This is a genomic window from Oricola thermophila (assembly GCF_013358405.1).
In the GTDB taxonomy this organism is placed as follows: Bacteria; Pseudomonadota; Alphaproteobacteria; order Rhizobiales; family Rhizobiaceae; genus Oricola; species Oricola thermophila.
Genome location: NZ_CP054836.1, coordinates 220,184 through 242,650, shown reverse-complemented (window position 1 = coordinate 242,650; position 22,467 = coordinate 220,184). Strand labels below are relative to the sequence as shown.

The window sequence follows — 22,467 nt, the reverse complement described above, 5'->3', positions numbered from 1 at the left end:
CGGTCACTCCGGGGGCCACAGCGAGGGCCAGTTGTCCGGTCCACCGCCCGGGTCGCCGTCGCATTCGGCCTTGACGCGGGACTCGACAAGCACGAATGCGAACCCTTCGTCCCGCTCCGTCCAGATCCAGCGGTCGAACGAGCCGCAATCGCCGAGACCGCGTCCCTTGAAGAATCCGGTCAGCTCGCGGCGTTCCTGGTCCCAGCTGATATTCCAAGCCAGCTCGCTCGTTGTCGGTCCCTCGGCGGACATGACCGGAAGCGCCACGGCCCTGAAACTCGAACCGGTCCGTTCCCAGAACGCGAAGGGCTGGTTGTAGGCGCCGCCCGGTCCGCATGGCAGGCCGACAAGATACACCGAGTCCCCGGTTCGCGCCTCGAAACCGCCCAGATCCGCGAACCGGTCCTCGTCCATCCCGCCGCATCGCGCCGATGGCATGTCCGAGAAATGGCCGCGAATCTGGAACGGGATTTCCGAAAAGGAAGTTATCTCCCGCACCGGGGCCGCGTCCCGGTCGGGCGTACCCGCTGCGGCGTACAGCGCGTCCTCACGCCCGACTCGGCCCTGCACCTCGTCCATGAAAATCAGCCCGGCAATGAAGCCCGACAGGGAGAATGCCGAAACCGTCTCTGTTCCCCGCGTCCGGTAAGAGACGCGCAGGTCCATTCCGGTCTTGGCGTATTCGATCAGCTTGCTGATCTCGGCCTCGCCGCGGAATATGTACTCGTAGACCGCTGCCCGGTAGGAAAGTTCGGAAACCGGCAGGCGCACCACTTCCGCGCCGTCGATGCGCATCGTGACCTCGGAGCCCGGTGCCAGCGTCTCGCGCACGCCGAGCACCAGCTCGACCGGCGCATCCCTGCTGGCCCGTCGCCTGAAGATCACCGTGTAGAGCTCCGACTGCGCATTGTAGGTCGACAGGTCGCATGACAGCGCGTCGGAACAATCGACGCTGATGTCGCGAATGCGCTTGAACTCGCGCGCTTCCGATTCCGGGGAAAACAGGGAAATCAGAAGCGCGAGAGTCACGGACAGCAGACGGAATGATGACGATCCCGACGGAGTAGGTCGCATTGGCAAGTTTGATCCCTGTTGAACCGCTGAGCGGAGCCTATCGCAGGCCTGCCCGTCGCGGAAGGACAAACCGGACGTTCGGGCCATTGCCTTCGCTTCGCGGCGCACTGAAGCCCCTAGGCGTTCACCGCCACGGCGCCCGCGTCGTGGTCGAGCGGCATTGCCTTGTCTTCGGGCGGACGTGCCTGCAACCTGTTGCGGGTCAGGATGGCCTGGTGGCGCGCCAGTTCCAGCGTGGCCGGTTCCGGAGCCAGCGGCGTGCACAGGAAGAAGCCCTGCACCTCGTCGACGCCCAGCCGCTTGAGGGCGTTGAGCTGTATCTCGTCTTCCACGCCTTCAGCGATCGTCTTCATGCCGAATTGCCGCGCCACGTCCACCAACATCTGCACCAGCGCGCCGGCGCGCTCGTCCTGCACGATGCCGTCGACAAAGAGCTTGTCGATTTTCAGGATGGATGCACCCAGTCGCTGCACCGAGGCCAGGCCGTTGTGCCCGGTCCCCGCATCGTCGATGGCGACGTCGATTCCCATCGCCTTGAGCGCCTCGATGCTGCTCCGCGCCTTCTCGACGTCGCGGATTTCCTCGCGTTCCGTGATCTCGATGATGACGCGGCGCGCATCGAGTTCCGCTCGATTCAGCACGCGCTCCAGCCAGGCCGCGAACCCCGGCTCCACGAGTTGGGCCGGCGAGGCATTGAAGGCGAAGCTCACGGCCGGCACGTTGTCTATGACCGAGCGCATCGTCTGCGCCGTCTGCAGGATCACCGTTTCCAGCAGGTCGTCCGACCATCCGTTGGCCTCGATCAACGGCACGAAAAAGGCCGGCGAGGCCATCGGGCCGGTTTCGCCCGGCCAGCGCGCCAGGACCTCGAAACCGGTCAGCTCGCCGGTGCGCACCGCATAGACCGGCTGGAAATTCGGGACGATTTCTCCCCGTCGAAGCGCCGCGCGTATCCGGCTCGCCGCATTGGGAGCCGGGATCAGGCCGCGCGCCACGAGGAAAGCCAGCAGCCCGGCCAGCGCGCCGACCACGATTATCGTGCCTGCGCTGCGGTTCATGGGCACCTGGCTGAGCACCGCGGTAGGAACGTGGATGCGCACCCGCAAGGGATAACGTTCCGAGGCGGCCTCGAACATTTCCGTCTCGCCGCCGATTTGCCATTCCGCGCCCGTGAAGCGCCCGACGGTCCGGCCGTTGGACAGGGAAAGGCGGATGGCGCTCGTCTCCCGCAGGTCCGCCGGCAGCAGGTCGAACACGAGGGATTCGGTATTGACCAGCGCCGTTGCAAGCACGTCCTCCTCGAACAGCCACGTCACGGCCATGGCTGGTGTGTTGTCCAGGCGAACCGGGTTTAGGGCGATGCTCGAATTGCGCGCCTGCACGGTATCCACCGGATGGCGGTGGTTCTCCAGCAGGGTCTCGCTGTGCATGGCGACCGAACAGACATTCTCGCCCTGGGCCGTCAGGATGTCCTTGATCGTGCCGGAGCGAAAGACCGCGTAGTTTATTGCCTCCATCGCATCCGGGCTGCAGTCGGTATGTCCGTTCTCGTACAGCATGCCCAGCCGGATCACCGCGTAGTCGGTCGCGATTTCGGCGCGGGTCAGCGCATTGTGCGCAAGATCGGCAACGCTCTGCCGCTTGAACGCCATCGTCAGGCGGCGATCCAGTTGATCCGCCCCTGCAACGAACAGCGCAGTCAGGGCGGCCGTCAGAACGATGGTCGCTATTCTTCTGGATATTTTTGGTAGCGATTGCCCCGCCATGGAGGGGGCGTTACCATTTCGACGCTTACCAATGCCTAAATGCCGTTAGGTAATCTTCCCTACATATTGATTTCCCGCCGGAGTGCCATGAACCGCGCCACAGCCAATCTGCTCTTGCTTGTCACCGGCGCGATCTGGGGCGGTGGTTTCGTCGCCCAGTCGACGGCCATGGATGCCATCGGGCCGGTTCTGTTCACCGGGGTGCGGTTCCTGGCAGCCGCAGCCGCGGTCCTGCCCTTCGCGGTCATCGAGGCACGCATGTCCGGGATGCGCGTGCTCCCCACCATGCATCAATGGAGCCGGTTCGCGCTGCTCGGCACGCTGCTGTTCGCGTCGCTGACCGCCCAGCAGATCGGCCTGCTCACCACGACGGTCACCAATTCCGGCTTCCTGACGGGGATCTACATCGTCCTGACGCCGGTCATCGGGATCGTCCTGTGGCGCGTCTGGCCGCACCCGGTTGTCTGGCCGTCGGGACTGATGGCGCTGACGGGGATATTCTTCCTGTCGGGAGGCCGGCTCGGCGGCATGCAGCCGGGCGATTGGTGGACCCTGCTCTGCGCCGTGCTCTGGGCCCTGCATGTCCAGGTACTGGGCCGCATCGTGGCCGGCGCGCGCCCCCTCCAGCTCGCCTTCTCGCAGTTTCTCGTCTGCGGCCTGCTCGGCCTCGCCATCGCCCCGCTGGTGGAGCCTGTCGCCTGGCAGATGATCGCCGCAGCGAGAACCGAGATCCTGTTCGCCGGCGTCATATCCGGTGGCGTGGCCTTTACCCTCCAGGCGGTCGCCCAGCGTCACACCACTGCCCCGCAGGCGGCGATCTTCATGTCCTCCGAGGCACTGTTCGCCGCCATGTTCGGCGCGATCTTTCTCGGAGAGCGAATCGGAATGGCCGGCCTGCTCGGCTGCGCGCTGATCTTCTGTGCCATTCTCGCCGTCGAACTGCTGCCCGCACTGCGCATCCGGCCCGCCCGCCGGGGCTGACGCACCACCTCACGGACTGTAACCGCGATCAAATCGCACGCGCCCTGCACCGTTCGTGATCGCGGGCCTGGGCGCGTTCCGGCGGCGCCCGGACGCCCCGCCACAATTGTGCCGCCTCCGGTGCCCGATATGCGGGCCACCGGGCCGGACGTGTCGGGATTGTGACCGGATCGTGGCGGATTCTACACATTATGTCATTGTTTTCGTTTTATTTTTTACACGCAACGTGATTTGAGGATTCCGCCGGAAAGCGCCTAGTTCGCCCCGTCGCCGGCAGTGCTTCCATGCCCCGCTCCCCGCAGCCCGGATGCAACGCCGGCGGCACAACCGCAAACAGGAAGAGGATCCTGAACATGAAAAAGATCGTTTCCGCCGCTCTTGCCGGCGCCATGCTTGCCGGCTCCGCATTTGCCGCTTTCGCCGGCGAGGGCGAAGGCGTCGTTGCCAGTGTCGATCCGGCGACCCGCACCATCATGCTGGAAGACGGTTCCGCCTGGACCGTGGCCGAGGGCATAGACCTCGACGCCCTTGCCGCCGGCGACGCGATCAAGGTGACCTATGACGACGGCACCACGACCCTGACATCGGTCGAAAAGGCCGACATGTAGCGGTCGAACCCTTTCGGAGAGGGAAGGCGGCGCCCGGTTTCCGGGCCCGCCATTTTTTCTTGCGACAGCGGATTCCGGCAAAATCCCGGCAAATCTGCGGCAAAACCAAGTCATTGTTTTAAAACGATAAAATACCTTGAAACGCGGCATGGAAGACGCTAGCTATTTCCCTGCCCGCGGGGCTGCGATTGCCGGCTGACGGCACGGCTCCCGCAAGCGGGCAAAACCTTTCTCGAAAACCGAACAGGAGGGAAAACGGAAATGAGAAAGCTTCTCATTGCTTTGGCCGCTACGTTCCTTGCGACCGTTTCTGCCTTCTCCGGTGAAGTCGAGGGCGTCGTCAAGGAAATCGACATGGATGCACGCAAGATCGTTCTCGAGAACGGCAACAGCTACACGCTTGCCGAGGATATCGAGATCGATGGCATCGCCGAGGGCGACAAGGTCAAGCTGACCTACGACGACGGCACGACCAACGCCACGGCGGTAGAGAAAGTGTAACCAGCACCGGGCGCCATGCGCCCGCTCGCGGGATGACGGACGGCTTCCCCCGGTCCGCGTCCCCTTTGTTCCGGTGCCGCGGCAGGCCCGCTTGCGGCACGACCGCGGCCATCGCGGCCGGACCTCCGAGCCCGGCCGCTTGCGTTACGGCGCATTGCATTCGCTCCCGATTTTCGCATTCATGGGCCGGCATCGGGAGAACGGGGGAACGACGATGGACCGGCTGGACGTCATGCGCGCATATTGCCGCGTCGTGGAGCGCATGAGCATCACGAAGGCGGCGGACGACATGGGCCTTTCGCCCGCCCTTGTCAGCAAGCACATAAAACTGCTCGAGAACGGTCTCGGCTGCGTCCTTCTGGCGCGCACCACCCGCAGCATGTCGCTGACGGAGCATGGCCGCCACTATTACGACGAGTGCCGCCGGCTTCTGGGCGAGATCGACGCGCTCGACAACGCCATGCGCGAGGAGATCGCCGCGCCGAAGGGGCGCCTGCGCGTCAATGCCCCGCTATCCTACAGCCTCGTCGTCCTCGCCCCGCTTCTGCCGCGCTTCATGGAAGCCTTCCCCGACATCGAGCTGGTCCTGGATCTCGACGACAGGGTCCTCAACGTTGTCGAGGAAGGCTATGACATCTCCATTCGCGTCCGGGCCGAGCTGCCCGATTCCTCGCTGGTCGTGCGACCGCTCGGCGAGATCCGGCAGCATGTCTGCGCCTCGCCGGACTACATTGCTCGCCGGGGCGAACCGGCGGTGCCTGCCGACCTCGCGGAGCACAACATCGTGGGCTACGGCCTCGCCGATGCCGCCGCCAGCTGGACCTTCGACGGTCCGGGCGGCACCGAGACCTTCTCGCCGCGGCCGCGCCTGACGGTCGGCAACAGCCTGTTCCTGCGCGACATGCTCCGGCATGGCGCCGGAATCGGCTCGCTGCCCTCCTTCATCGCCTCCCCCTGCTTCGCCGACGGCAGCCTGCGCCCGGTCCTCGAGGACTACCGCCTTCCCGACCGGCGCATTTTCGCGGTCACGCCGACACGACGCGGGATTGATGCCAGGACGCGCGTCTTTCTCGATTTCCTGCGGCAGAATCTCGCCGGCTAGCCGCCCATTATCAACATGGCGTGAATAAAGACCTCTCCCCGGACGGCTTTTTCCCGCTCCCGCCTTGCACGATCTTCGCCGCCATCGATGCACAACGCATGAGGCGGAAAATGACCAGGGTTCTTGTACTCTACTACTCCAGCTACGGACACATAGACGCGCTCGCCCGGGCCGAGGCGGAAGGCGCGCGCGAGATCGCCGGCGTCACGGTCGACATCAAGCGCGTGCCCGAAACCGTGCCCCAGGCAGTGCGCGACAAGGCCGGCTACAAGCAGGATTTCGACACGCCCGTCGCGCAGGTGTCGGATCTGGCGGAATACGACGCGATCATCTTCGGCACGCCGACACGCTTCGGCAACATGGCCGGCCAGATGAAGCAGTTCCTCGACCAGGCCGGCGGCCTGTGGGCCTCCAACGCGCTGGTCGGCAAGGTCGGCGCGGTCTTCACCTCCACCGGCTCGCAGCATGGCGGCCACGAGGCGGCCGCCCTCACCTTCCACGTGCCGCTGCTGCATTTCGGCATGCTGGTCGCCGGCATGCCCTACACCTTTGCCGACCAGATGCGCACCGACGAGATCGTCGGCGGTTCCCCCTACGGCGCCGGCACGGTCGCAGGCGGCGACGGTTCGCTGCAGCCGACGCCCACCGATCTCGAGGGCGCCCGCTTCCAGGGCCGCTTCGTCGCCGAGATGGCGAAGCGCATTGCCATGGGCGCCTCCCTGCAGCAGGCGATGGAGGCGGCCTGACCATGAACGGGAAACGACTGACAATCGACTTCTTCCACGACGTCGTCTGCAGCTGGTGCTTCAACATCTCGCCGCGCCTTCGCACCCTCGCGGAGGAATTCGACCTCGACATCCGCCACCGCACCTATGTCCTGCAGGCCAACCGCGACGAGATGATCGCCCGCTTCGGCTCGATGGACGGCGCGAAGGCCGAGATCCTCCGCCACTGGGCGGCCAGCCGCGCGGCGTCCGACACGCCGGAAGCCTTCAACATCGAGGCCATGCGCGAAGCGGATTTCGAGTATCCCTCCGGCATGCCAGCCGCGCTGGCCTGCAAGGCGGCCGAGATCCGGGGCGGGCAGCAAGCCCACTGGGCCATGTTCGACGCGATCCAGAAGGCGCACATCTCCGAGGCCCGAAACATCGCCGACGCCGCAGTGCTGCATGACATCGCCGCCGCCATCGGCCTCGATGCGGACCGTCTCGCCGCCGACATGGCCAGCGCCGAAACGCGCGCGCTGGTCGAGGCGGACCGGGCCGAGGCGCGCCGCCTGCAGGTGCGTACAGTGCCGACCATCCTCGTCCGCGACACCGGCCACCGTTTCGTCAACGGCCCGCTGGAGGATCTTCGCGCCCAGTTGCTCGCCAATCTGCGGCTCGTCGCGTGAGGAGGCCGCGATGCAACGCTTTCTGCGCATGGACCGCGACTGGCCCCTCGTTCTGTTCCGCCGCCGCCACGCGGCAGAGCTTCGCGCCGGGCTGGATCCGCACCTGCTCTACGATATCGGCCTGCGCGACGCGAGGCCGGCAAGGCGCGGCAGGTAGCCGCCGCAAAAGCAAGCCGCGGCGCGGCACTATCCGCGCCGCCGACTCCCGGCCCGAAGCCGGATATCGTACCCTGCAAAAGGATCGGACCATCAGATGACTCGCCTGTCGGACATTCTCCTCACCGCGCTCGCCCCGGCTGTCTGGGGCAGCACCTATTACGTGACGACCGAGTTCCTGCCGCAGGGCTATCCGCTCACCCTCGCTGTGCTGCGGGCGCTGCCGGCCGGCCTGCTTCTGCTCGTCTTCGTGCGCAAGCTGCCGCCCGTGGACTGGATGGGACGCGTCTTCGTGCTCGGCGCGCTCAATTTCGCGGTCTTCTGGGCGCTGCTCTTCGTTTCCGCCTACCGGCTGCCGGGCGGCGTTGCCGCCACGGTCGGCGCGATCCAGGCGCTTCTGGTCATCTTCCTGTCGCGCCTCCTTCTGGGAACCCCGATTGTCGCCCTCTCGGTCGCCGCCGCCATCGCCGGCGTCGGCGGAGTCGCCATGCTCATCCTCGGCCCTGCGGCGGCGCTCGATCCGCTCGGCATCGCCGCCGGCATGGGCGCGGCGGCATCCATGGCCGGCGGAACGGTGCTGACGCGCAAGTGTCAGCCGCCGGTCTCGCAGCTCACCTTCACCGCATGGCAGCTCACCGCCGGCGGGCTGCTGCTCGTGCCCGTCGCGCTGTTGTTCGAGCCGCCGCTGCCCGCCCTCGACGCCGGCAACCTCGCCGGTATCGCCTGGCTCGGCCTGATCGGCGCGGCGCTGACCTATTTCCTGTGGTTTCGCGGCGTCGCGCGCATCGAGCCCTCCGCCGTCTCCACGCTGGGTTTCTTCAGCCCCATGACGGCCGTCATCCTCGGCTGGGCGGCGCTCGGACAGGCGTTGACCCCGGTCCAGATGGCCGGCGTAGCCATCGTCTTTGCCAGCGTCTGGACAAGCCAGGTCGCGGCGCGGCGAGGTGTCAGGGCTGTACCGGCACGGCCTGAACCGGTCACGGAAGCAGGCTCGTCAACGAGACAACACCGTTCCCGCCCCGACGACTGCGCCGACCGCCAGGCTCATTGCGCCGAACAAGGCAAAGCAGTCGCCTAGCGGGAAGTGCTGGAGGACCAGGCCGGATACCAGCGGCGAGAGGAATTGCCCGCCAAACAGCGTGGCCGTCATCAGGCCCGCGCCCCGCGCCCGCTGTCTCGCGGGAACCGCCGACAGGAAACGGGACATGAAATTCGGGATCATCGGACCGAAGCCGGCACCGCACAGTATCACTCCGGCAAACAACATGACGGTGTCCTGTGCCCTTGAGATAAGGACAAGCCCAAGACCGAGGAGCGCGAATGCGGCGGCGAGAATGATCTCGGACGAAAGCCGCCGGCGCAACCATCCATATCCGAGCGAGCCGGGAAGGCTGAAAAGCGTAACCAATGCCAGCGCGACCCCCGCGACGGCCGGCCGCGTCAGGCCTATCGATGTCATCAGGAACGGAAGGCGGGTGGGCAGGATATAGAAGATGGTCATCAGGCCAAGGGCGAGCGGAATGACCCGCGCTGCAACGGCCCACGGAAACCCTGCCCCGTCTTGCTCCTGTTCGGCGGCGAAATCGGCCGATGTCGGTTCTGCGCGCCCGGGAAGAACGGCAAGTGCGGTCACTGCCAGCGGAATACCGACCAGGTAGAGCAGGAAAGGCATGCGCCATTCGATACCGGTCAGGAACCCGCCGATCAGGACGAAGATAATGCCCCCGAAATTCGTTGCGGCAGCCTGGATACCCATGAAACGCTCGCGCTCCGCCCCCTGCCAGAAGTCCGCGACATAGGCGCTGGCGATAGTCATTGTCCCCGCCACGCCGATGCCCAGGACCGCGCGGCCGCCAAGAATCGTTTCGAGATTGTCGGCGAGAAATCCTGATGCGCCGCCCGCGGCGTAAACGATCATGCATGCCGCAAGAACGAGCTTGCGGTTCATCCTGTCCGCGGCCCAGCCGAGCGCGGCTGCGGACAGGATGACGAACAGCGATGGCATCGTCAGCACCAGGCCCGCGAGCGTGTCGATATGCGGCACGGTTGAAAAGGCGGCCCGCAATTCCGGCAAGGAAGGGGCGATTGTTGCATTTGCCATGACCGTCAACGCCGAGGCTGACAGGATGACGGCCGTGACGGCACCTCCGGGAGCGTAGCTGTCCCGCGCTATGTGTTTTTGCATGTGGGGATGTTCCTTGGCGACGTGTGGACTTGTCTTGCCGGGAAACTTGCATCATGCATATAATTGGGCAATACAGGTAAAAGTGGATTGATTATTCATAATTATGAAAAATGAACTCGATCTCGCCGCCCTGCGCGCATTCCATTCGGTCGTGAGCGAAGGTTCCTTTGCCGCCGGCGCGCGGCGCATCGACGCTCCGCTTTCCACGGTGTCAAAACGGATACGCGATCTCGAAACCGATCTGGGCATACGTCTGATCGAACGGACCACCCGTCAGATGCGGGTGACGGCCGAGGGCGAGGCGCTGGCAAATCGGGCTGCCCGTTTGCTGGCCGACGCCGATGAGGTCAGGCGAGCATTGAGCGATTCCGGCCAGTTGCCGCGCGGCCATCTGCGTATCGCCGTGCCGCAACTGTTGGGGAACCTCGTTATCGGCAAGGTCGCGGCGCTTTGCCGGCAACGGTTTCCCGAGATCACGCTGGAGTTTGTCTTTGCCGATGCTCCACCGGATCTCATCGAGGAGCGGTTCGATGCCCTGATCCGGTTCGGACCGATGGAAGACAGCACGCAAATCGCCCGCAAACTCCTGTCCGGGGCGGTGCGTCTGGTCGCGTCGCCCGACCTGCCCGGGATTGACCGGGTCAAACGTCCCGAAGACATATCCGGCTTGCCGGTCATCCATGTCTCTCCTCCATGGACCCACGCATGGCAGTTCCGGTCGAATGCCGAGAGCGTCACAATTCGCTTCGAGCCCGCCCTTTCCTTCCCCTCCATGCTGGCAGCCCGTGATGCCGCCGTAGCCGGCGCCGGCGTGACCATGCTGCCTCGAATTCTTGCCCGCCCGGAAATCGAGGCCGGCAGGCTCGTGCGGCTTTTGCCGGATTGGACCGGGCCCGAAAAGGCGATGTATATCGTCTATGGCGCTCGCTCGTCGGTAACCGCCCGTCTTCGGGCGTTCATCGACCTTCTGCTGGAGGTGCTGGGCGCCGCCTGAAGGGCGTCGTGCCGGTCGCGCCGGATTTCTTATCCCGGCAACACCGGCTTTTCCGCCATCCCCAGATGCAGATGCGGCCCGTCATGGGGGTGCGCCCGCAGCACCGCCTCGTCCGGTTCCACGCCGAGCCCCGGCGCCTCCGGGATGATCGTGTAACCGTTGTCGACCTTCAGCGGCACCTTCAGAAGTTCCGCGTGGAAACCGCCCCAGTCCTTGATCGCCTCCAGGATCAGGAAATTCGGCGTCGAGGCGGCAAGCTGGATATTCGCCGCCGCCGCCACCGGCCCGCAATAGCAATGCGGCGCGACCAGCGCGTGGTGCACCTCCGCGATCGCGGCGATCTTCCTGGTCTCCCAGATGCCGCCGGAGCGCCCGAGATCCGGCTGGATGATCTGCGCCGCGCCCAGCGCCAGCAGCCGGGCGAACTCGTATTTCGTCGTCAGCCGCTCGCCTGTCGCCACCGGGATCGAGGTCTTCCTCGCGAACTCCGCCATCGCCTCCGGCATGTCCGGCGGCACCGGCTCCTCGAACCACAGCGGATCGTAGGGCTCGATCGCCTTCGCCATCCGCGCCGCGCCGGACGGCGTGAACTGCCCGTGCGTGCCGAACAGGATGTCGGCCCGCGTGCCGACCGCCTCGCGCACCGCCTTCACCATCGCCGCCGACCGCTCGATGTCGGTCAGCAGCGGCTGGTGCGGGTCGAAGATCGTGTAGGGCCCCGCCGGGTCGAACTTCACCGCCGTAAAGCCCTGCTCCACCCAGTGGACGGCGTTTTCCGCCGCCAGCTCCGGGTCGTTGTAGACGGACCTGCCGCTGGTCTCGTCGGGATAGATCGAGCCCTTCGCGGGATAGAGATAGGTGTAGGACCGGAGCGCCTCGTGCACCCGCCCGCCGATCAGCTTCCAGACCGGCTTGCCGGCCTCCTTGCCGACGATGTCCCAGCAGGCCATTTCCAGCGCCGAGTAGCAGGCCATCATCGACAGGTCCGGCCGCTGCGTGAAGCCCGAGGAATAACAACGCCGGAAGAACGCCTCGATGTCGTGCGGGTCGTGCCCGGCGAGATGGCGGGCCGCCGCGTCCTCGATCGCCGCCGCCATCACCTTCGGCCCGAAACTCGCGCCGTAGGCCTCGCCCCAGCCGGTCACGCCGCCATCCGTCGTCAGCTTGACGAAGATGAAATAGCGCCCGCCCGGCGCGCCCTCCGGCGTGCCGACGATGAAGGTTTCGACGTCCGCGATCTTCATGCTCTGCCTCCCGCGCCCCGACTCAATCGAAAACCACCACGTTGCGCAACGCCTCGCCGCGCTTCGTGCTCGCGATCGCGTCGTTGATCCTCTCCAGCGTGAACCGCCCCGTCACCAGTTCGTCCAGCTTCAGCCGGCCCGCCTGGTAGAGCGCCACGAGTTCGGGAATGTCGCGCGCCACCTGTGCCGAGCCCATCTTCGAGCCGATGATGCGCTGGCCCCAGCCGGCCAGCGTGCCGGGGTCGTATTCGCCCCTCACCCCCGAAGGCGGCATGCCGACGATGACGACGGCGCCGTTCCTGGTGATGTATTGCGAAGCCCCGTCGATGGCCGGCTTCGCTCCCACAGTGACGAAGCAGTAATCGACGCCCCGCCCGTCCGTCGCCGCCAGCAGCGCGTCGCGGTGGCCGGGATCGACCGGATCGAGCGTCAGCGTCGCGCCGAACCGTTCCGCCACCCTTAACTTGTCACTGGAAAGATCGATCGCGATAATGGTCTTCGCACCGGCGGCCAGCGCCCCCTGCACCGCGTTCAGCCCGACGCCGCCGCAGCCGATCACCGCCACGTGGGCGCCGGCGGGCACCTGCGCCGTGTTGGTCACCGCACCGAAACCCGTTATCACGCCGCAGGCCAGCAGGGATGCCGCCTCGAAGGCGATATCCTTCGGGATGACGGCGACCTGGCTCTTTTCCACCACGACCTTTTCCGCGAATGCCCCCGTTCGCAACCCGTGTCCCACCGTCTCGCCCGTTCGGTTCGAGATCGGCGACTGCCGGTCGAGCGGGAAGACCTCCTCGCACAGCACCTGGTGCCCGCCAGAGCAGTAGTGGCAGTTCCCGCAGGAGCGGATCAGCGTCACCACCGCGTGGTCGCCGGGCGCGATGCCCGTCACCCCCGGCCCGACCGTCTCGACGACGCCGGCCGCCTCGTGGCCGAGCACCATCGGCAGCTCGCCGCCCCAGCCGCCCTCGGCGAAGATGATGTCGGAATGGCAGATGGCGCAGGCCTTCACCGCCACCTTCACCTCGCCGGGGCCGGGATCGGCCAGCGTCACGGTCTCGATCGCCAGCGGCTTGTCGAATTCGCGGCATACCGCCGCGCGGATTGTCTCGGGCATGGAATGCGCTACCCCGTTGAAAGTGGCACGAAGGCTATGGCAGCCCGCCTTTCTTCGTCCGCTTGTTCGGCGACATGACCTGTCGGCTTTGTGGTGTTCGGCGGAGAGTTTCCCTCTTGACCTCAACCATGCTTGAGGTTCTAGTTTTCGCGTCACCGACTGGATCGAAAGGTGACCCGATGCCCCTCAAACCTACCGAAACGAAACCCGCCGACAGCCTTTACCGCGTCGACCGCTTCGTCGTGCCCGAAATCGCGCGCGAAGCGTTTCTCCAGCGCCTCGCAGTCATTCGAGACTTTCTCGCGAAGCAATCGGGATGCCTGTTCAACCGCATCGCGGAATCGCATCGCGAGGACGGGTTCATCACGATCATGACCATCGTCGAATGGAGCGACCGCGCCGCCATGGAAAACGCCCGCACCAGGGCGAAGGCCTTCTACGCCGAGACCGGCTTCGACCCGCGAGCCTTTATGCTCGAACACGGGATCGACCCCGAATTCGGACTCTTCGTGGACATCCGCCCCCGATCGGCACGATGAGCCTGTTGCGCGGCGGCCGGAAATGGACATGATGGGCGCCGTCCGATCAGGCCATCCCGAAAGAAGCGCACCGCCCATGACCAAAGCCACCGCCGCCGATACCCCGAAAGGTGAACTGACGCTCCGCACCCTCGCCATGCCCGGCGACACCAATGCAGCGGGCGACATTTTCGGCGGCTGGGTGATGGCGCAGATGGATCTCGCCTCCGGCATTCGCGGCGCCGAGATTGCCGGCGGTCGCGTCGTCACGGCCGCCGTCAACGAGATGTCATTTGCCATGCCGGTCAAGGTCGGCGACACGTTGTGCATCTATACCGATGTCGAGCGTATCGGCCGCACCTCCATGGTGCTTCTGGTCGAGGCCTGGGCGCAGCGCTATCTCAGTCACGTCATGGAGAAGGTCACCGACGCCCGCTTCGTCATGGTTGCGCTCGATGCCGACGGCAAGCCGACTCCGGTCCGCCGCTGACGGGGTATCCCGACCGCAAAATCGACATCATGTTCGGCCACGCTTGGCAGGAAGATGCCCGACATTTCGCGTCCCCGGAGAAACCTTAACGTTTGAAATGTTATGTTCGGGCAAGCAATCTCGAGGAAAATCCATCATGGCCTACCCGCCACGCCGAACGGCGAGCGCCCGCGACAGGGCGGAATCCCTGTTCAAGGCCGCAACGACAAAACCCTCCGACGTACCCGCCCCGACCGCGCGCACCGCGCCACCGCCCGCCCGCGAATCCGTCACGCTGCGGATCGACAGTGATGTTCTGGCCTTTTTCCAGGACGAGGGGCCCGGCTGGCAGGGCCGAATGAATGCCGCGCTGCGCAAGGCCGCCGGCCTGGGATAGCAACTAGGCCGCCTTTCCCGCGCCGTGCGCCCGCACGATGGCGTCGGCTTCCCTGCCGTAGAGTTCCTCGAAATGGTCGAAGCATTTCGAGAACCAGCCGATACCCTGCGTCGCCGAGCGCAGCGAATGCGCCAGCTCGTCCAGCGCGTGGCCGGGCATAAGCGCGCGAAAGATGTCCCATCCCCTGGCGTCCTCGTCGCGGTCGAAGCCGAGCACCTGCCCCTTGAGCGCGGAAACGATCGGCACCAGGCTTCCCGAGAACACGGACGGCACGCGAATTTCCACCCGGTAGATCGGCTGCATCAGCACCGCCCCCGCGTCGGCCAGCGCCTGTGCAACGCCCATCCGCCCCGCTGCGCGGAAGGCGAAATCGCTTGAATCGACCGAATGGTGCTGGCCATCCGTCAGCGTCACGGCGACATCGACGACCTGGAATCCGAGCGGGCCCCTGGCCAGTGCCTCCCGCGCCCCGGCCTCGACGGCCGGGATGAAGTTGCGCGGCACCGCGCCGCCCTTGACCGTTTCGGCGAAGGTGAACCCCTCGCCGCGCGCATTCGGACGCACGGTCAGCTTCACGTCCGCGAACTGCCCCGCCCCGCCGGTCTGCTTGCGGTGGCGGTAATGCACTTCGGCCGTCCGCGTGATCGTCTCGCGATAGGCCGGGCTGGGCGGCCGCTCCGACACCGGGACGTTGAACACCTCCGCCAGCGTGCGGACGATCTGGCGCATGTGCAGCGGTCCCTGCGCGGCCACCAGTTGTGCGCCGGTGCCCTCCTCCTGGCGCACGGCCAGCCCCTGGTCCGTCTCGGCGATCTTCTGCAGCGTGCCGGACAGCTTGGTCTCGTCGCGTTCGTTTTCGGGCACGAGAATCCGCTCCAGCATCGGCGCGGGCGCCTCGGCCCAGTCCGGCGCCGCAATGGCATCGTCCGCGGTCACCAGCGACGGCACCGTCAGGTGGTCGGACTTGACCGCTGCGACCACCTGCCCCGCCTTCTGCATGGCCCCGGCCAGCGTCTTGTCGGACGCCGCGCCCCGCAGCGCGCCGAGCGCGTAGCCGCCTGCCTGCGTGCCCTGTTTCACCCCGTCTTCCAGCGCGCGCAGCAGCACGGTCTTGCCGATGCCCGTCCGGTGGAAGGCATGCAGGCAGGCCGCCGCCGGCGCCCTGTCCCCGCTGCCCGTCTGCCCGGCAAGGCGCCGGCGCAGCACGTCGACGGGCGGCGCCTCGTGGCGCAGCGCCTTCATCAGTCGCATCATGCCGTTGTTGTTGCCGGCCGCCCCCACCATCACCGGGATCACCCTGTTCTCCGCCAGCACCCGCGCCGAGATCGCGTAGACCTCCTCGCTGGCCGGCTCCTGGTCCTCGATCAGTTCCTCGAGCAGCCGGTCGTCATACTCCGAAAGGTGTTCCAGCAGTTCCGCCCGCGCCTCGTGCTCGCGCTCCGCCATCTCTTCGGGGATCTGCACCAGCGTCGAGGGCCGACCCTCGCGGTAGCGCCATGCGCGTTCGGAGATCAGGTCGACCGCGCCGACGATCCGCTCGCCCTCTCGGATCGGCACCTGCCGCATCACCAGCGGATGGTTGCTGTAGTCCTGCAGCGCGGCGATGATATCGCGCACGCGCCCCTTCGGCTCGTCGATCCGGTTGATGAACAGGGTGCACGGCGTGCCCGAGGCCTCGATGGCCCTCAGATGGGGTGCGGCCAGCACCGCCTCGTTGGGGTCGGGCGAAACGCACAATATGCAGGCGTCGCTGGCAAGGAGAGCATCCAGCGTCTGCGCGATCGCCTCCACCGAGCCCGGCGTGTCAAGCGCGCACCATGTCTCGCCGAGAAAGGAAAATTCTGTGACGCCCAGCCCGTTCGGCGTGGTCAGGCTTTCCCCGCCGCCTTCCAGCGCGGCAAGCCTGTTCGCCAGCGTGGACTTGCCCGACTGCGACGGACCGAGAATGGAAAAGCAACGCATTGGCCTACCTCCCTTCGGCAAATGACGTTCCCCCTCCCCAGCATGCCCCGAATGGCAGCGTTTAGCCAGCCCCGCCTTTCCTGCGGTTCCGCCGTGCTGCTAGTGGGGCCCCGAACCGGAGTAGTTCTCGGCCCAGACCAGCCGGTAGGTGTGAATGTCCAGGCCATGGCGCCGGATCGTGAATTCACGGATCGGTGTCACCTTCTCGAACACCTCCGTAACGAGTTCCTGTTCCGGCAGGTAGTCGTCGACCAGCACCAGCGCATTCTGCCCCTTGTGGGCGGAGGGATCGAACCAGAAGTCGAACTGGTCGCGACGTCGGCCGATCTTCTCGATATCGAGCCGTTTTGCGGCAAACGACAGCAACGAGGCAGTCCGGTAATCCGTTGTCATCACCATGTCGGCACCGAGTCGCGCTTCCTCCTCTTCGACGATCGCCGCGATTTCGTCGAGCCCGAAGGAAATGTCGTTGTCACGCAGGTCTCCGCCATTGACCTTGTAGACCGGATAGATCGCGTGCATCCCGACAAACCATATCGCCATCAGTATCCCGTACAGCGCATGCAGGGTGAACTCCATGCGGCTGCGCAGGTAGAATACCGCTGCCGGCAGCAGGAACAGGTAGGCCGGCAGGTTCCAGTAGTGCAGAACCGTGTTCGACAAGCACAGCGCAATTGTTATCAGCGTGGAGACCGTGAACACCGCACGCCCGACGGACTCGAACGAGGTCCGTATCAGCCCCCCTCCTGTGACGAAACGGGCGAGCCCGACCGCCATCACCGGCGACAACATCAGCAGGGACGAGTAGAGGAATATCCCCAGATTGCCTGCCGGACTGTCGAAGTTGGAGTACCCGATCCTTTCGTCGAGATTGTACCGGAAGCTGGGCCAGCCCTGCTCCACGTTCCAGGCTATCACCGGCGCCTGCATGGCCACGGCGATTGCCGCGCCGATCCACGGATGCGGCGAGGCCAGCAGACGACGCCCCCTGGCAGAGAACAGCGCCCATGCCGCGAAGCCGAGCCCGATGAAGACGGCGTTGTATTTCGAAAGGCCGGCCAGCCCGAGGGCGATGCAGCCCGCGTAATAGTACCGCCATGCGCGCCGCCCCGCCTCATGTCCGGAGAGAAACAGCGCCCAGAAATGGGCCGTTGCGATACCGAAGAATACCAGCAGATGGTCCTGGTGGGCGATCGACTGGAACCGCATCAGCATCGGCATCGACAGCCAGGCGACGGTTCCCGCCAGGAAGGCCCGCATCGCGTGTTCCTGTCCGGCCAGGCGTTTCGCCCAGAACCACAGGATCCACAGGCAGCCCGCGAAACTGGCCAATGGCGCCGCACGCAGGGCGAAGAGGTTCCAGCCGAACAGCTCCGCCGAAAGCCGCTGCAGCCATGCGGCCAGCGGCGGATGATCGTAGTAGGACAGCGCGAGGTGCTGGCCCCACAGCCAGTAATAGGCTTCGTCGGCGGTCGGCGGAGCGATGAAGACCTGGGCGCCCTTGAACGCCGCCAGCGGCACCAGCATCGCGAACAGCCAGCGCATCGACGGAAGAATCCCGGCTACTTTCGCGGCATTGCCGCGTGCGGTGTCGCTCCGGATTTCTGCTTGGCTGTCCAACGGTCACGATCCGGCTTGCTTCCCGCGCTGCCCTCTTCAGTGGCAGGCGGTACGGCTGCGTTCCTTCAGGTCGAGGTGGAGATGGTCGGCATGGTCGCGGTTGTAGCCCGGCCCGAGCACCGTTCCGAACCGGTCGCAGGCCTGGCCGCGAATGCTGCGCAGGAAGGATCGCTCCCGGAACGCGAGCAGACCGGGCTTGTGCACCACGATGACGCGGCCGTTCTTCAGCCGGATCGCGCCGATGTCCAGCGCGTTGCCCTTGGAGTGTTCGGAGAATGTGCGCGATCCCGCGATGCGCCGGCACGAGTAGGACGACATCTGCCGGATCTCGGCAACGCCGGAAAGGTAGCGCGTGCGCGCGGCCGGCGCGAGGTCCTTCTGCGCCCAGCGCGCGGCCTCCTCGGCCATGGCGCAATTGAGCGTCGCCGCTGGCGTCAGCTTGATCGAGCGGCCGAGCGTCGTCACCTTGACCGGCCAGTCGATGCCGCATGATGCGGAGTCGCGGATTCGCGGCAGGTCCGTGAAGGACACGCCCATCCGCTTCAGGCGCTTGCGGCACGCCACTTCCTCGGCCGGCATCCCGCCGCCGGAATTGCCGCCATCCAGGCGCGGCAGCGAGACGGAGGGAAAGCCCAGCGTCACCGGTTCCGGCCTTATGGCCGCCGTCTGCGGTGCCTCCTGCACCGGTTCGGCGACACTCGGCACCGGCACGGCGCCGGCCGGCAACGGCCCGGGTTCGGAGTAAACGCCCATCGTGGTGGGTTGCGCTGACGCGGCGGCAACCTGCGCGTATGTCGGCAAGGGCTGCGGCACTTCGGCCATCGGCACGGGTGCGAGATCGTCCAGCGTGCAGGACGCGACGGCCGTCGCGCCGGCGATAAGGGCGGCAAGTGCCGCCAGCGGCTTGCGCTTCATGGTATCTTCCATCCGGTCACGTCCCCGGACGGAAGCCTATGCGATCAGGGTAAATGCCCGGTTGGCAAACACCGTTAACGGCGGGTTAATTCCGCCTTACTCGCCGAGCGCGGCGAGTTCGGTCGCCGGCTCCAGAAGCGCCACCGCGCCGGCATCGAGCGACACCGCCACGGCCAGCGCACCCAGTTCGGCGAACTGCGCCGGCAGATGGACAGCCGTCGCCGGGGCACCTGCCTCGCCGGACGGCTCGATGACCAGCTCGACAAGCGAGCCGTCGCCGGCCACGAAGGCGTCGCTGACATAGCCCAGCACGACACCGTCGGCGGAAACCGCGGTCATGCCCATCCAGGCATCGTTGAGTTCGTGTTCCTCGTCGTGGAGCAGGATTTCCGCCGCGTGTCCGAAACGCTGCGGCATCGGCTCGGCATAGGCGAGCACGCGCGGCGCCTTCGCTGCCGCCCCGTTGAGCTGCATTGCCGCCGCTTTCCCGGCACCGGCCAGCGCTGCGATGGCAACCATGGTGGCGGCGAGAACCGTCAGGAAGAGCGCATGGCGCAGGTCGCGTGCCTCGGCCCTGCATTCGGTACGGAAGCGCGCCACTGTGCGAAAATTCCGGTTCGGATCGTGTCTGGTCATCAGCCCTGCAGCGGGTTCACTCCGCTGCCTCCTTTTCCGTCATGCTAGGCATAACGGCAAAGGCAGGGTGTGCGTTCCGTCACAGGATCGCGCCGTGGCGCCGGATGGAGGCAGGAAGGCAGGTGTCGCCGTCAGGCGGCGAGCGCCATCTCGACGCGGTTGCGGCCCGCATCCTTGGCGCGGTATAGCGCCGCGTCGGCCTCCTCGAAGACCTTCAGGAATTTCTTGTCCGGATCGTCATTGACCGTGAAGCCGACGCTGACCGTGACCGTCATCCTTATACCCTTGATTTCCACCACCGCCGCCTCCACGCTTGCGCGGATGCGGTCCGACAGGTTTCGGGCGCGTGTCAGGTCGCAGCCCGGCAGCACGAGGGCCATCTCCTCGCCCCCGTAGCGCGCGACCAGGTCGTCGGCACGTGCATTGGCCGCGATGATGTCGCAGACCTGCCGCAGCACCTTGTCGCCGCTGGCATGGCCGAAGGCGTCGTTGATGCCCTTGAAGTTGTCGATGTCGACCACGACCAGCGCGTAGCGGCCGTTTTTCTCCAGCCCCGCGGCGGCCATTTCCGGGCCTTTCACGTCGAAGGCGCGCCGGTTGGCAAGCCCTGTCAGCGGGTCCGTCGCCGTGTCGCGCACCAGTTCTTCCTCGCGAACGACCCGGCTGCGATACTTGTTGAGAGACCCGCCGGCGATCATGACACCGATCAGGTTGATGAGAACCAGGGGCAGGCCGATCGTGCCGAGCACGGACATGGCCACGTCCATCGGCAGGAGGAATACGCTCGCAAGCGAAACGGAGGAGGCGAGTCCGAGCACGCCGAGCCAGGCGAACGAGATGTCGCGTGTCTTGTTGACCTGCGCGATGCCGAGCCCGATTGCCGTCGAGATGAGGATGCCTGCCAGTCCGGCCTCCAACCCCACGCCGCCTTCCCATATCCGGAAGCCCGCGGCCGCCGCCGCGGTCAGCAGCGCGGCCGGCCAGCCGCCATAGGAGGCGGCGAGAATCAGGAACACGTGACGCAGGTCTATGACGATCCCCGTCGCGAATTGCAGCGGAAACGCCATCGTGACCAGCACGCCTGCGATGAAGGTCGCCGAAACGGCACACCTTTCGCAAAATGCGCCGCCGCAGCGCGTGACGATGATCTCGTGCAGACGCACCACGACCGCGACGATGCCGAGGCCTTGCAGGAAGGCCGAAAAGATGACGATAGCGTTCATAACCCACCTCGCTAGGAACTCCGACCATCCCCCTTGCGGCTTGCGATGGGGTTAACCGATGACGCAACGTCACCCGTTTCGGGAACCGAATTTTGTTAACCTTAACCGGGGGGAAACGGGAGGCGGGGAGACAGGCGTTCTGAGGGGAAACGTTCGATCTGTTCCGGCGCTCCGCAATGGCGGCGAAATTACGTCGATCGATTGCCAAAATGCCTCGGAAGTTTGGCGGATCGAGAAACGGACACCGCCCCATTCGGCACGCTGGAAATCGGCGCGATATGCAATTATGAATTCTGAAGCCTACCCTTCCTGAGACCTCTGCTTGGGAGAGATCGATGCCAACCCGTACACGTGTCGAGTATCTCTATCGCGATGCGTCGAACTACAAGCGATGGGGCGAGTTCATCGTGGAAGGGAAGCTGCGGAAAGAGGATTTGAAGCCCTTCCTTTTCGACGGAGAATGGTTCGTACCGACCGAGGTTGGACTTCCCCACCTGCTTGACTTGCCCATGACCGAAGATGACCATTGGCTGCATGAATTCACAAAATTCGTTGCGACCGACGAGGGTGAGTCCGAGTGCACATCAGCCGAATTGATCAGCCGCTTTCGGGACGCATATCGGCGGGGATGGTTTTCACAATTGATTTAATCTGAGCAATACAAATACAACGAGTGCATCTTGGTGAAAGCAGTTTTCTATCACAAGCCGGACAGCCGCTACGATGACGTTCAAGGAGAGCGGTATCACTTCCCTCACATCTACTTGTCACGAGTTAAACGCGTCATTGGCGACTGGATGGTCTACTACGGGCCCGAGCAAGGAATGCCCGGTCGCTTCTACACAGGGATCGCTAAAGTTAGCCACGTCACCCCAGATCCCGCACGCGAACGGCACTATTATGCTCTATTGGAAAACTACTTAGATTTTGACAGGCCGGTAGAATACAAGGAAGGAGGTGGCTTCGAAAAGCGCCTCGTGCAACCTGACGGTGTAATTAACAACGGTTACAAAGTACAAGCAGTCAGAAGCCTAGAAGAATCCGAGTTTGCAGCGATCGTGCGAGCCGGCCTCTCGGAGCCTGATGAATGGCCTGATCGTTATGACAACATGGATGAAGATGGCAGCGAGCCCTATTCAGACGACATATTTCAAGAGCCACCGCAATCCGCTTTAGCGGGGGAGCCATATGACCGCCCAATCCTAGAGCAAATTACTCGGCGCAAATGGCGTGATCGTAAATTCAGAAAGCATGTGCGCATAGCCTATGATCGAACATGCGCATTTACCGGATTGCGCCTAATCAACGGGCGGGGACGTCCGGAAGTTGAAGCTGCTCATATCCGCCCTGTAGAAAAAGGTGGCAATGATTGGGTACGAAATGGCATCGCTCTTTCTGGAACCGTCCATTGGATGTTCGACCGAGGCCTGCTCTCTCTAGCAGACGATTTTACGATTCTTCGTTCACGGCAGCTAAACCACGATGTCTCGCATCTTTTAAACAAGGATCTAAAGGCCCGCGTACCATCAGACCCTCGACTTCAGCCTCATCCAGAATACCTCGGCTGGCATCGCACAAATATTTTTAAGGGTTGAATGGCGACTTT

24 protein-coding genes are annotated in these 22,467 nt (G+C 65.1%); 14 read left to right on the top strand and 10 right to left on the bottom strand.

The window, feature by feature from the left end:
* Positions 1-3: 3 nt before the first annotated feature.
* The gene (locus tag HTY61_RS01090; RefSeq protein ID WP_175275054.1) at positions 4-1,074 is read right to left on the bottom strand and encodes a DUF1176 domain-containing protein; all 1,071 of its coding nucleotides are present in this window, start codon (positions 1,072-1,074) and stop codon (positions 4-6) included.
* Between the two features lie 116 nt (positions 1,075-1,190).
* Complete coding sequence (locus HTY61_RS01085; protein ID WP_175275053.1) at positions 1,191-2,840, bottom strand: EAL domain-containing protein; 1,650 nt, start codon at positions 2,838-2,840, stop codon at positions 1,191-1,193.
* Between the two features lie 87 nt (positions 2,841-2,927).
* Here HTY61_RS01085 and HTY61_RS01080 point away from each other — a divergent pair, with 87 nt between their 5' ends.
* The 8 genes from HTY61_RS01080 (at position 2,928) to HTY61_RS01045 (ending at position 8,659) form a co-directional block, all read left to right on the top strand.
* Complete coding sequence (locus HTY61_RS01080; protein WP_175275052.1) at positions 2,928-3,821, top strand: DMT family transporter; 894 nt, start codon at positions 2,928-2,930, stop codon at positions 3,819-3,821.
* A gap of 353 nt (positions 3,822-4,174) precedes the next feature.
* Positions 4,175-4,429 (top strand): DUF1344 domain-containing protein, encoded by a 255-nt coding sequence (locus HTY61_RS01075; RefSeq protein ID WP_175275051.1) that lies wholly within the window; start codon positions 4,175-4,177, stop codon positions 4,427-4,429.
* A gap of 261 nt (positions 4,430-4,690) precedes the next feature.
* Complete coding sequence (locus HTY61_RS01070) at positions 4,691-4,930, top strand: DUF1344 domain-containing protein (protein ID WP_175275050.1); 240 nt, start codon at positions 4,691-4,693, stop codon at positions 4,928-4,930.
* 214 nt (positions 4,931-5,144) lie between these two features.
* Positions 5,145-6,032 (top strand): LysR family transcriptional regulator, encoded by an 888-nt coding sequence (locus HTY61_RS01065; RefSeq protein WP_175275049.1) that lies wholly within the window; start codon positions 5,145-5,147, stop codon positions 6,030-6,032.
* A gap of 110 nt (positions 6,033-6,142) precedes the next feature.
* Positions 6,143-6,778 carry an NAD(P)H:quinone oxidoreductase gene (gene wrbA / locus HTY61_RS01060; RefSeq protein ID WP_175275048.1) on the top strand — a complete coding sequence of 212 codons (636 nt, stop codon included), beginning with the start codon at positions 6,143-6,145 and terminating at the stop codon, positions 6,776-6,778.
* Between the two features lie 2 nt (positions 6,779-6,780).
* Complete coding sequence (locus HTY61_RS01055) at positions 6,781-7,425, top strand: DsbA family oxidoreductase (protein ID WP_175275047.1); 645 nt, start codon at positions 6,781-6,783, stop codon at positions 7,423-7,425.
* Between the two features lie 10 nt (positions 7,426-7,435).
* A complete protein-coding gene (locus tag HTY61_RS01050; RefSeq protein WP_175275046.1) occupies positions 7,436-7,582 on the top strand; it encodes a hypothetical protein in 147 nt (48 codons plus the stop codon).
* A 96-nt stretch (positions 7,583-7,678) separates the two neighbouring features.
* On the top strand, positions 7,679-8,659 hold the full coding sequence (locus tag HTY61_RS01045) for an EamA family transporter (RefSeq protein WP_175275045.1): 981 nt from the start codon (positions 7,679-7,681) through the stop codon (positions 8,657-8,659).
* Here the strand turns inward: HTY61_RS01045 and HTY61_RS01040 are convergent.
* On the bottom strand, positions 8,576-9,766 hold the full coding sequence (locus HTY61_RS01040) for an MFS transporter (protein ID WP_175275044.1): 1,191 nt from the start codon (positions 9,764-9,766) through the stop codon (positions 8,576-8,578). The genes HTY61_RS01045 and HTY61_RS01040 overlap by 84 nt on opposite strands.
* Positions 9,767-9,869: 103 nt before the next feature.
* Between HTY61_RS01040 and HTY61_RS01035 the strand changes: the two genes are divergently transcribed.
* Positions 9,870-10,760 (top strand): LysR family transcriptional regulator, encoded by an 891-nt coding sequence (locus tag HTY61_RS01035; RefSeq protein WP_175275043.1) that lies wholly within the window; start codon positions 9,870-9,872, stop codon positions 10,758-10,760.
* A 29-nt stretch (positions 10,761-10,789) separates the two neighbouring features.
* On the opposite strand, the gene HTY61_RS01030 is transcribed toward HTY61_RS01035, so the two are convergent.
* Positions 10,790-12,004 carry a mandelate racemase/muconate lactonizing enzyme family protein gene (locus HTY61_RS01030; RefSeq protein ID WP_175275042.1) on the bottom strand — a complete coding sequence of 405 codons (1,215 nt, stop codon included), beginning with the start codon at positions 12,002-12,004 and terminating at the stop codon, positions 10,790-10,792.
* Between the two features lie 22 nt (positions 12,005-12,026).
* Positions 12,027-13,121 carry a Zn-dependent alcohol dehydrogenase gene (locus HTY61_RS01025; protein ID WP_175275041.1) on the bottom strand — a complete coding sequence of 365 codons (1,095 nt, stop codon included), beginning with the start codon at positions 13,119-13,121 and terminating at the stop codon, positions 12,027-12,029.
* Between the two features lie 179 nt (positions 13,122-13,300).
* Here HTY61_RS01025 and HTY61_RS01020 point away from each other — a divergent pair, with 179 nt between their 5' ends.
* The 3 genes from HTY61_RS01020 (at position 13,301) to HTY61_RS01010 (ending at position 14,505) form a co-directional block, all read left to right on the top strand.
* Positions 13,301-13,660: an antibiotic biosynthesis monooxygenase family protein gene (locus HTY61_RS01020; RefSeq protein ID WP_175275040.1), complete on the top strand. Its 360-nt coding sequence runs from the start codon at positions 13,301-13,303 to the stop codon at positions 13,658-13,660.
* A 76-nt stretch (positions 13,661-13,736) separates the two neighbouring features.
* The gene (locus tag HTY61_RS01015; RefSeq protein WP_175275039.1) at positions 13,737-14,129 is read left to right on the top strand and encodes an acyl-CoA thioesterase; all 393 of its coding nucleotides are present in this window, start codon (positions 13,737-13,739) and stop codon (positions 14,127-14,129) included.
* Positions 14,130-14,265: 136 nt separating this feature from the next.
* Complete coding sequence (locus HTY61_RS01010) at positions 14,266-14,505, top strand: BrnA antitoxin family protein (protein WP_175275038.1); 240 nt, start codon at positions 14,266-14,268, stop codon at positions 14,503-14,505.
* A gap of 3 nt (positions 14,506-14,508) precedes the next feature.
* Here the strand turns inward: HTY61_RS01010 and HTY61_RS01005 are convergent, their stop codons facing one another.
* The 5 genes from HTY61_RS01005 to HTY61_RS00985 form a co-directional block, all read right to left on the bottom strand.
* The gene (locus tag HTY61_RS01005; RefSeq protein WP_175275037.1) at positions 14,509-16,467 is read right to left on the bottom strand and encodes an elongation factor G; all 1,959 of its coding nucleotides are present in this window, start codon (positions 16,465-16,467) and stop codon (positions 14,509-14,511) included.
* A gap of 99 nt (positions 16,468-16,566) precedes the next feature.
* The gene (locus HTY61_RS01000; RefSeq protein WP_175275036.1) at positions 16,567-18,087 is read right to left on the bottom strand and encodes an ArnT family glycosyltransferase; all 1,521 of its coding nucleotides are present in this window, start codon (positions 18,085-18,087) and stop codon (positions 16,567-16,569) included.
* 36 nt (positions 18,088-18,123) lie between these two features.
* Positions 18,124-19,002 carry an extensin-like domain-containing protein gene (locus HTY61_RS00995; RefSeq protein ID WP_246272882.1) on the bottom strand — a complete coding sequence of 293 codons (879 nt, stop codon included), beginning with the start codon at positions 19,000-19,002 and terminating at the stop codon, positions 18,124-18,126.
* Between the two features lie 96 nt (positions 19,003-19,098).
* A complete protein-coding gene (locus HTY61_RS00990) occupies positions 19,099-19,638 on the bottom strand; it encodes a hypothetical protein (RefSeq protein ID WP_175275035.1) in 540 nt (179 codons plus the stop codon).
* Positions 19,639-19,769: 131 nt separating this feature from the next.
* Entirely contained in the window at positions 19,770-20,861 is a 1,092-nt protein-coding gene (locus tag HTY61_RS00985) for a GGDEF domain-containing protein (RefSeq protein ID WP_175275034.1), read from the bottom strand.
* A 335-nt stretch (positions 20,862-21,196) separates the two neighbouring features.
* Here HTY61_RS00985 and HTY61_RS00980 point away from each other — a divergent pair, with 335 nt between their 5' ends.
* Positions 21,197-21,511, top strand: a complete 315-nt coding sequence (locus HTY61_RS00980; RefSeq protein WP_175275033.1) for a hypothetical protein — start codon at positions 21,197-21,199, stop codon at positions 21,509-21,511.
* A 33-nt stretch (positions 21,512-21,544) separates the two neighbouring features.
* A complete protein-coding gene (locus HTY61_RS00975) occupies positions 21,545-22,456 on the top strand; it encodes an HNH endonuclease (protein ID WP_246273083.1) in 912 nt (303 codons plus the stop codon).
* Positions 22,457-22,467: the final 11 nt, after the last annotated feature.

Bases quoted from the DNA above. Each gene is read 5' to 3' on its own strand.
- HTY61_RS01090 (WP_175275054.1), bottom strand. From the start codon at position 1,074: ATGCGACCTACTCCGTCGGGATCGTCATCATTCCGTCTGCTGTCCGTG.
- HTY61_RS01085 (WP_175275053.1), bottom strand. From the start codon at position 2,840: ATGGCGGGGCAATCGCTACCAAAAATATCCAGAAGAATAGCGACCATC.
- HTY61_RS01080 (WP_175275052.1), top strand. From the start codon at position 2,928: ATGAACCGCGCCACAGCCAATCTGCTCTTGCTTGTCACCGGCGCGATC.
- HTY61_RS01075 (WP_175275051.1), top strand. From the start codon at position 4,175: ATGAAAAAGATCGTTTCCGCCGCTCTTGCCGGCGCCATGCTTGCCGGC.
- HTY61_RS01070 (WP_175275050.1), top strand. From the start codon at position 4,691: ATGAGAAAGCTTCTCATTGCTTTGGCCGCTACGTTCCTTGCGACCGTT.
- HTY61_RS01065 (WP_175275049.1), top strand. From the start codon at position 5,145: ATGGACCGGCTGGACGTCATGCGCGCATATTGCCGCGTCGTGGAGCGC.
- wrbA (WP_175275048.1), top strand. From the start codon at position 6,143: ATGACCAGGGTTCTTGTACTCTACTACTCCAGCTACGGACACATAGAC.
- HTY61_RS01055 (WP_175275047.1), top strand. From the start codon at position 6,781: ATGAACGGGAAACGACTGACAATCGACTTCTTCCACGACGTCGTCTGC.
- HTY61_RS01050 (WP_175275046.1), top strand. From the start codon at position 7,436: ATGCAACGCTTTCTGCGCATGGACCGCGACTGGCCCCTCGTTCTGTTC.
- HTY61_RS01045 (WP_175275045.1), top strand. From the start codon at position 7,679: ATGACTCGCCTGTCGGACATTCTCCTCACCGCGCTCGCCCCGGCTGTC.
- HTY61_RS01040 (WP_175275044.1), bottom strand. From the start codon at position 9,766: ATGCAAAAACACATAGCGCGGGACAGCTACGCTCCCGGAGGTGCCGTC.
- HTY61_RS01035 (WP_175275043.1), top strand. From the start codon at position 9,870: ATGAAAAATGAACTCGATCTCGCCGCCCTGCGCGCATTCCATTCGGTC.
- HTY61_RS01030 (WP_175275042.1), bottom strand. From the start codon at position 12,004: ATGAAGATCGCGGACGTCGAAACCTTCATCGTCGGCACGCCGGAGGGC.
- HTY61_RS01025 (WP_175275041.1), bottom strand. From the start codon at position 13,121: ATGCCCGAGACAATCCGCGCGGCGGTATGCCGCGAATTCGACAAGCCG.
- HTY61_RS01020 (WP_175275040.1), top strand. From the start codon at position 13,301: ATGCCCCTCAAACCTACCGAAACGAAACCCGCCGACAGCCTTTACCGC.
- HTY61_RS01015 (WP_175275039.1), top strand. From the start codon at position 13,737: ATGACCAAAGCCACCGCCGCCGATACCCCGAAAGGTGAACTGACGCTC.
- HTY61_RS01010 (WP_175275038.1), top strand. From the start codon at position 14,266: ATGGCCTACCCGCCACGCCGAACGGCGAGCGCCCGCGACAGGGCGGAA.
- HTY61_RS01005 (WP_175275037.1), bottom strand. From the start codon at position 16,467: ATGCGTTGCTTTTCCATTCTCGGTCCGTCGCAGTCGGGCAAGTCCACG.
- HTY61_RS00995 (WP_246272882.1), bottom strand. From the start codon at position 19,002: ATGAAGCGCAAGCCGCTGGCGGCACTTGCCGCCCTTATCGCCGGCGCG.
- HTY61_RS00990 (WP_175275035.1), bottom strand. From the start codon at position 19,638: ATGACCAGACACGATCCGAACCGGAATTTTCGCACAGTGGCGCGCTTC.
- HTY61_RS00985 (WP_175275034.1), bottom strand. From the start codon at position 20,861: ATGAACGCTATCGTCATCTTTTCGGCCTTCCTGCAAGGCCTCGGCATC.
- HTY61_RS00980 (WP_175275033.1), top strand. From the start codon at position 21,197: ATGCCAACCCGTACACGTGTCGAGTATCTCTATCGCGATGCGTCGAAC.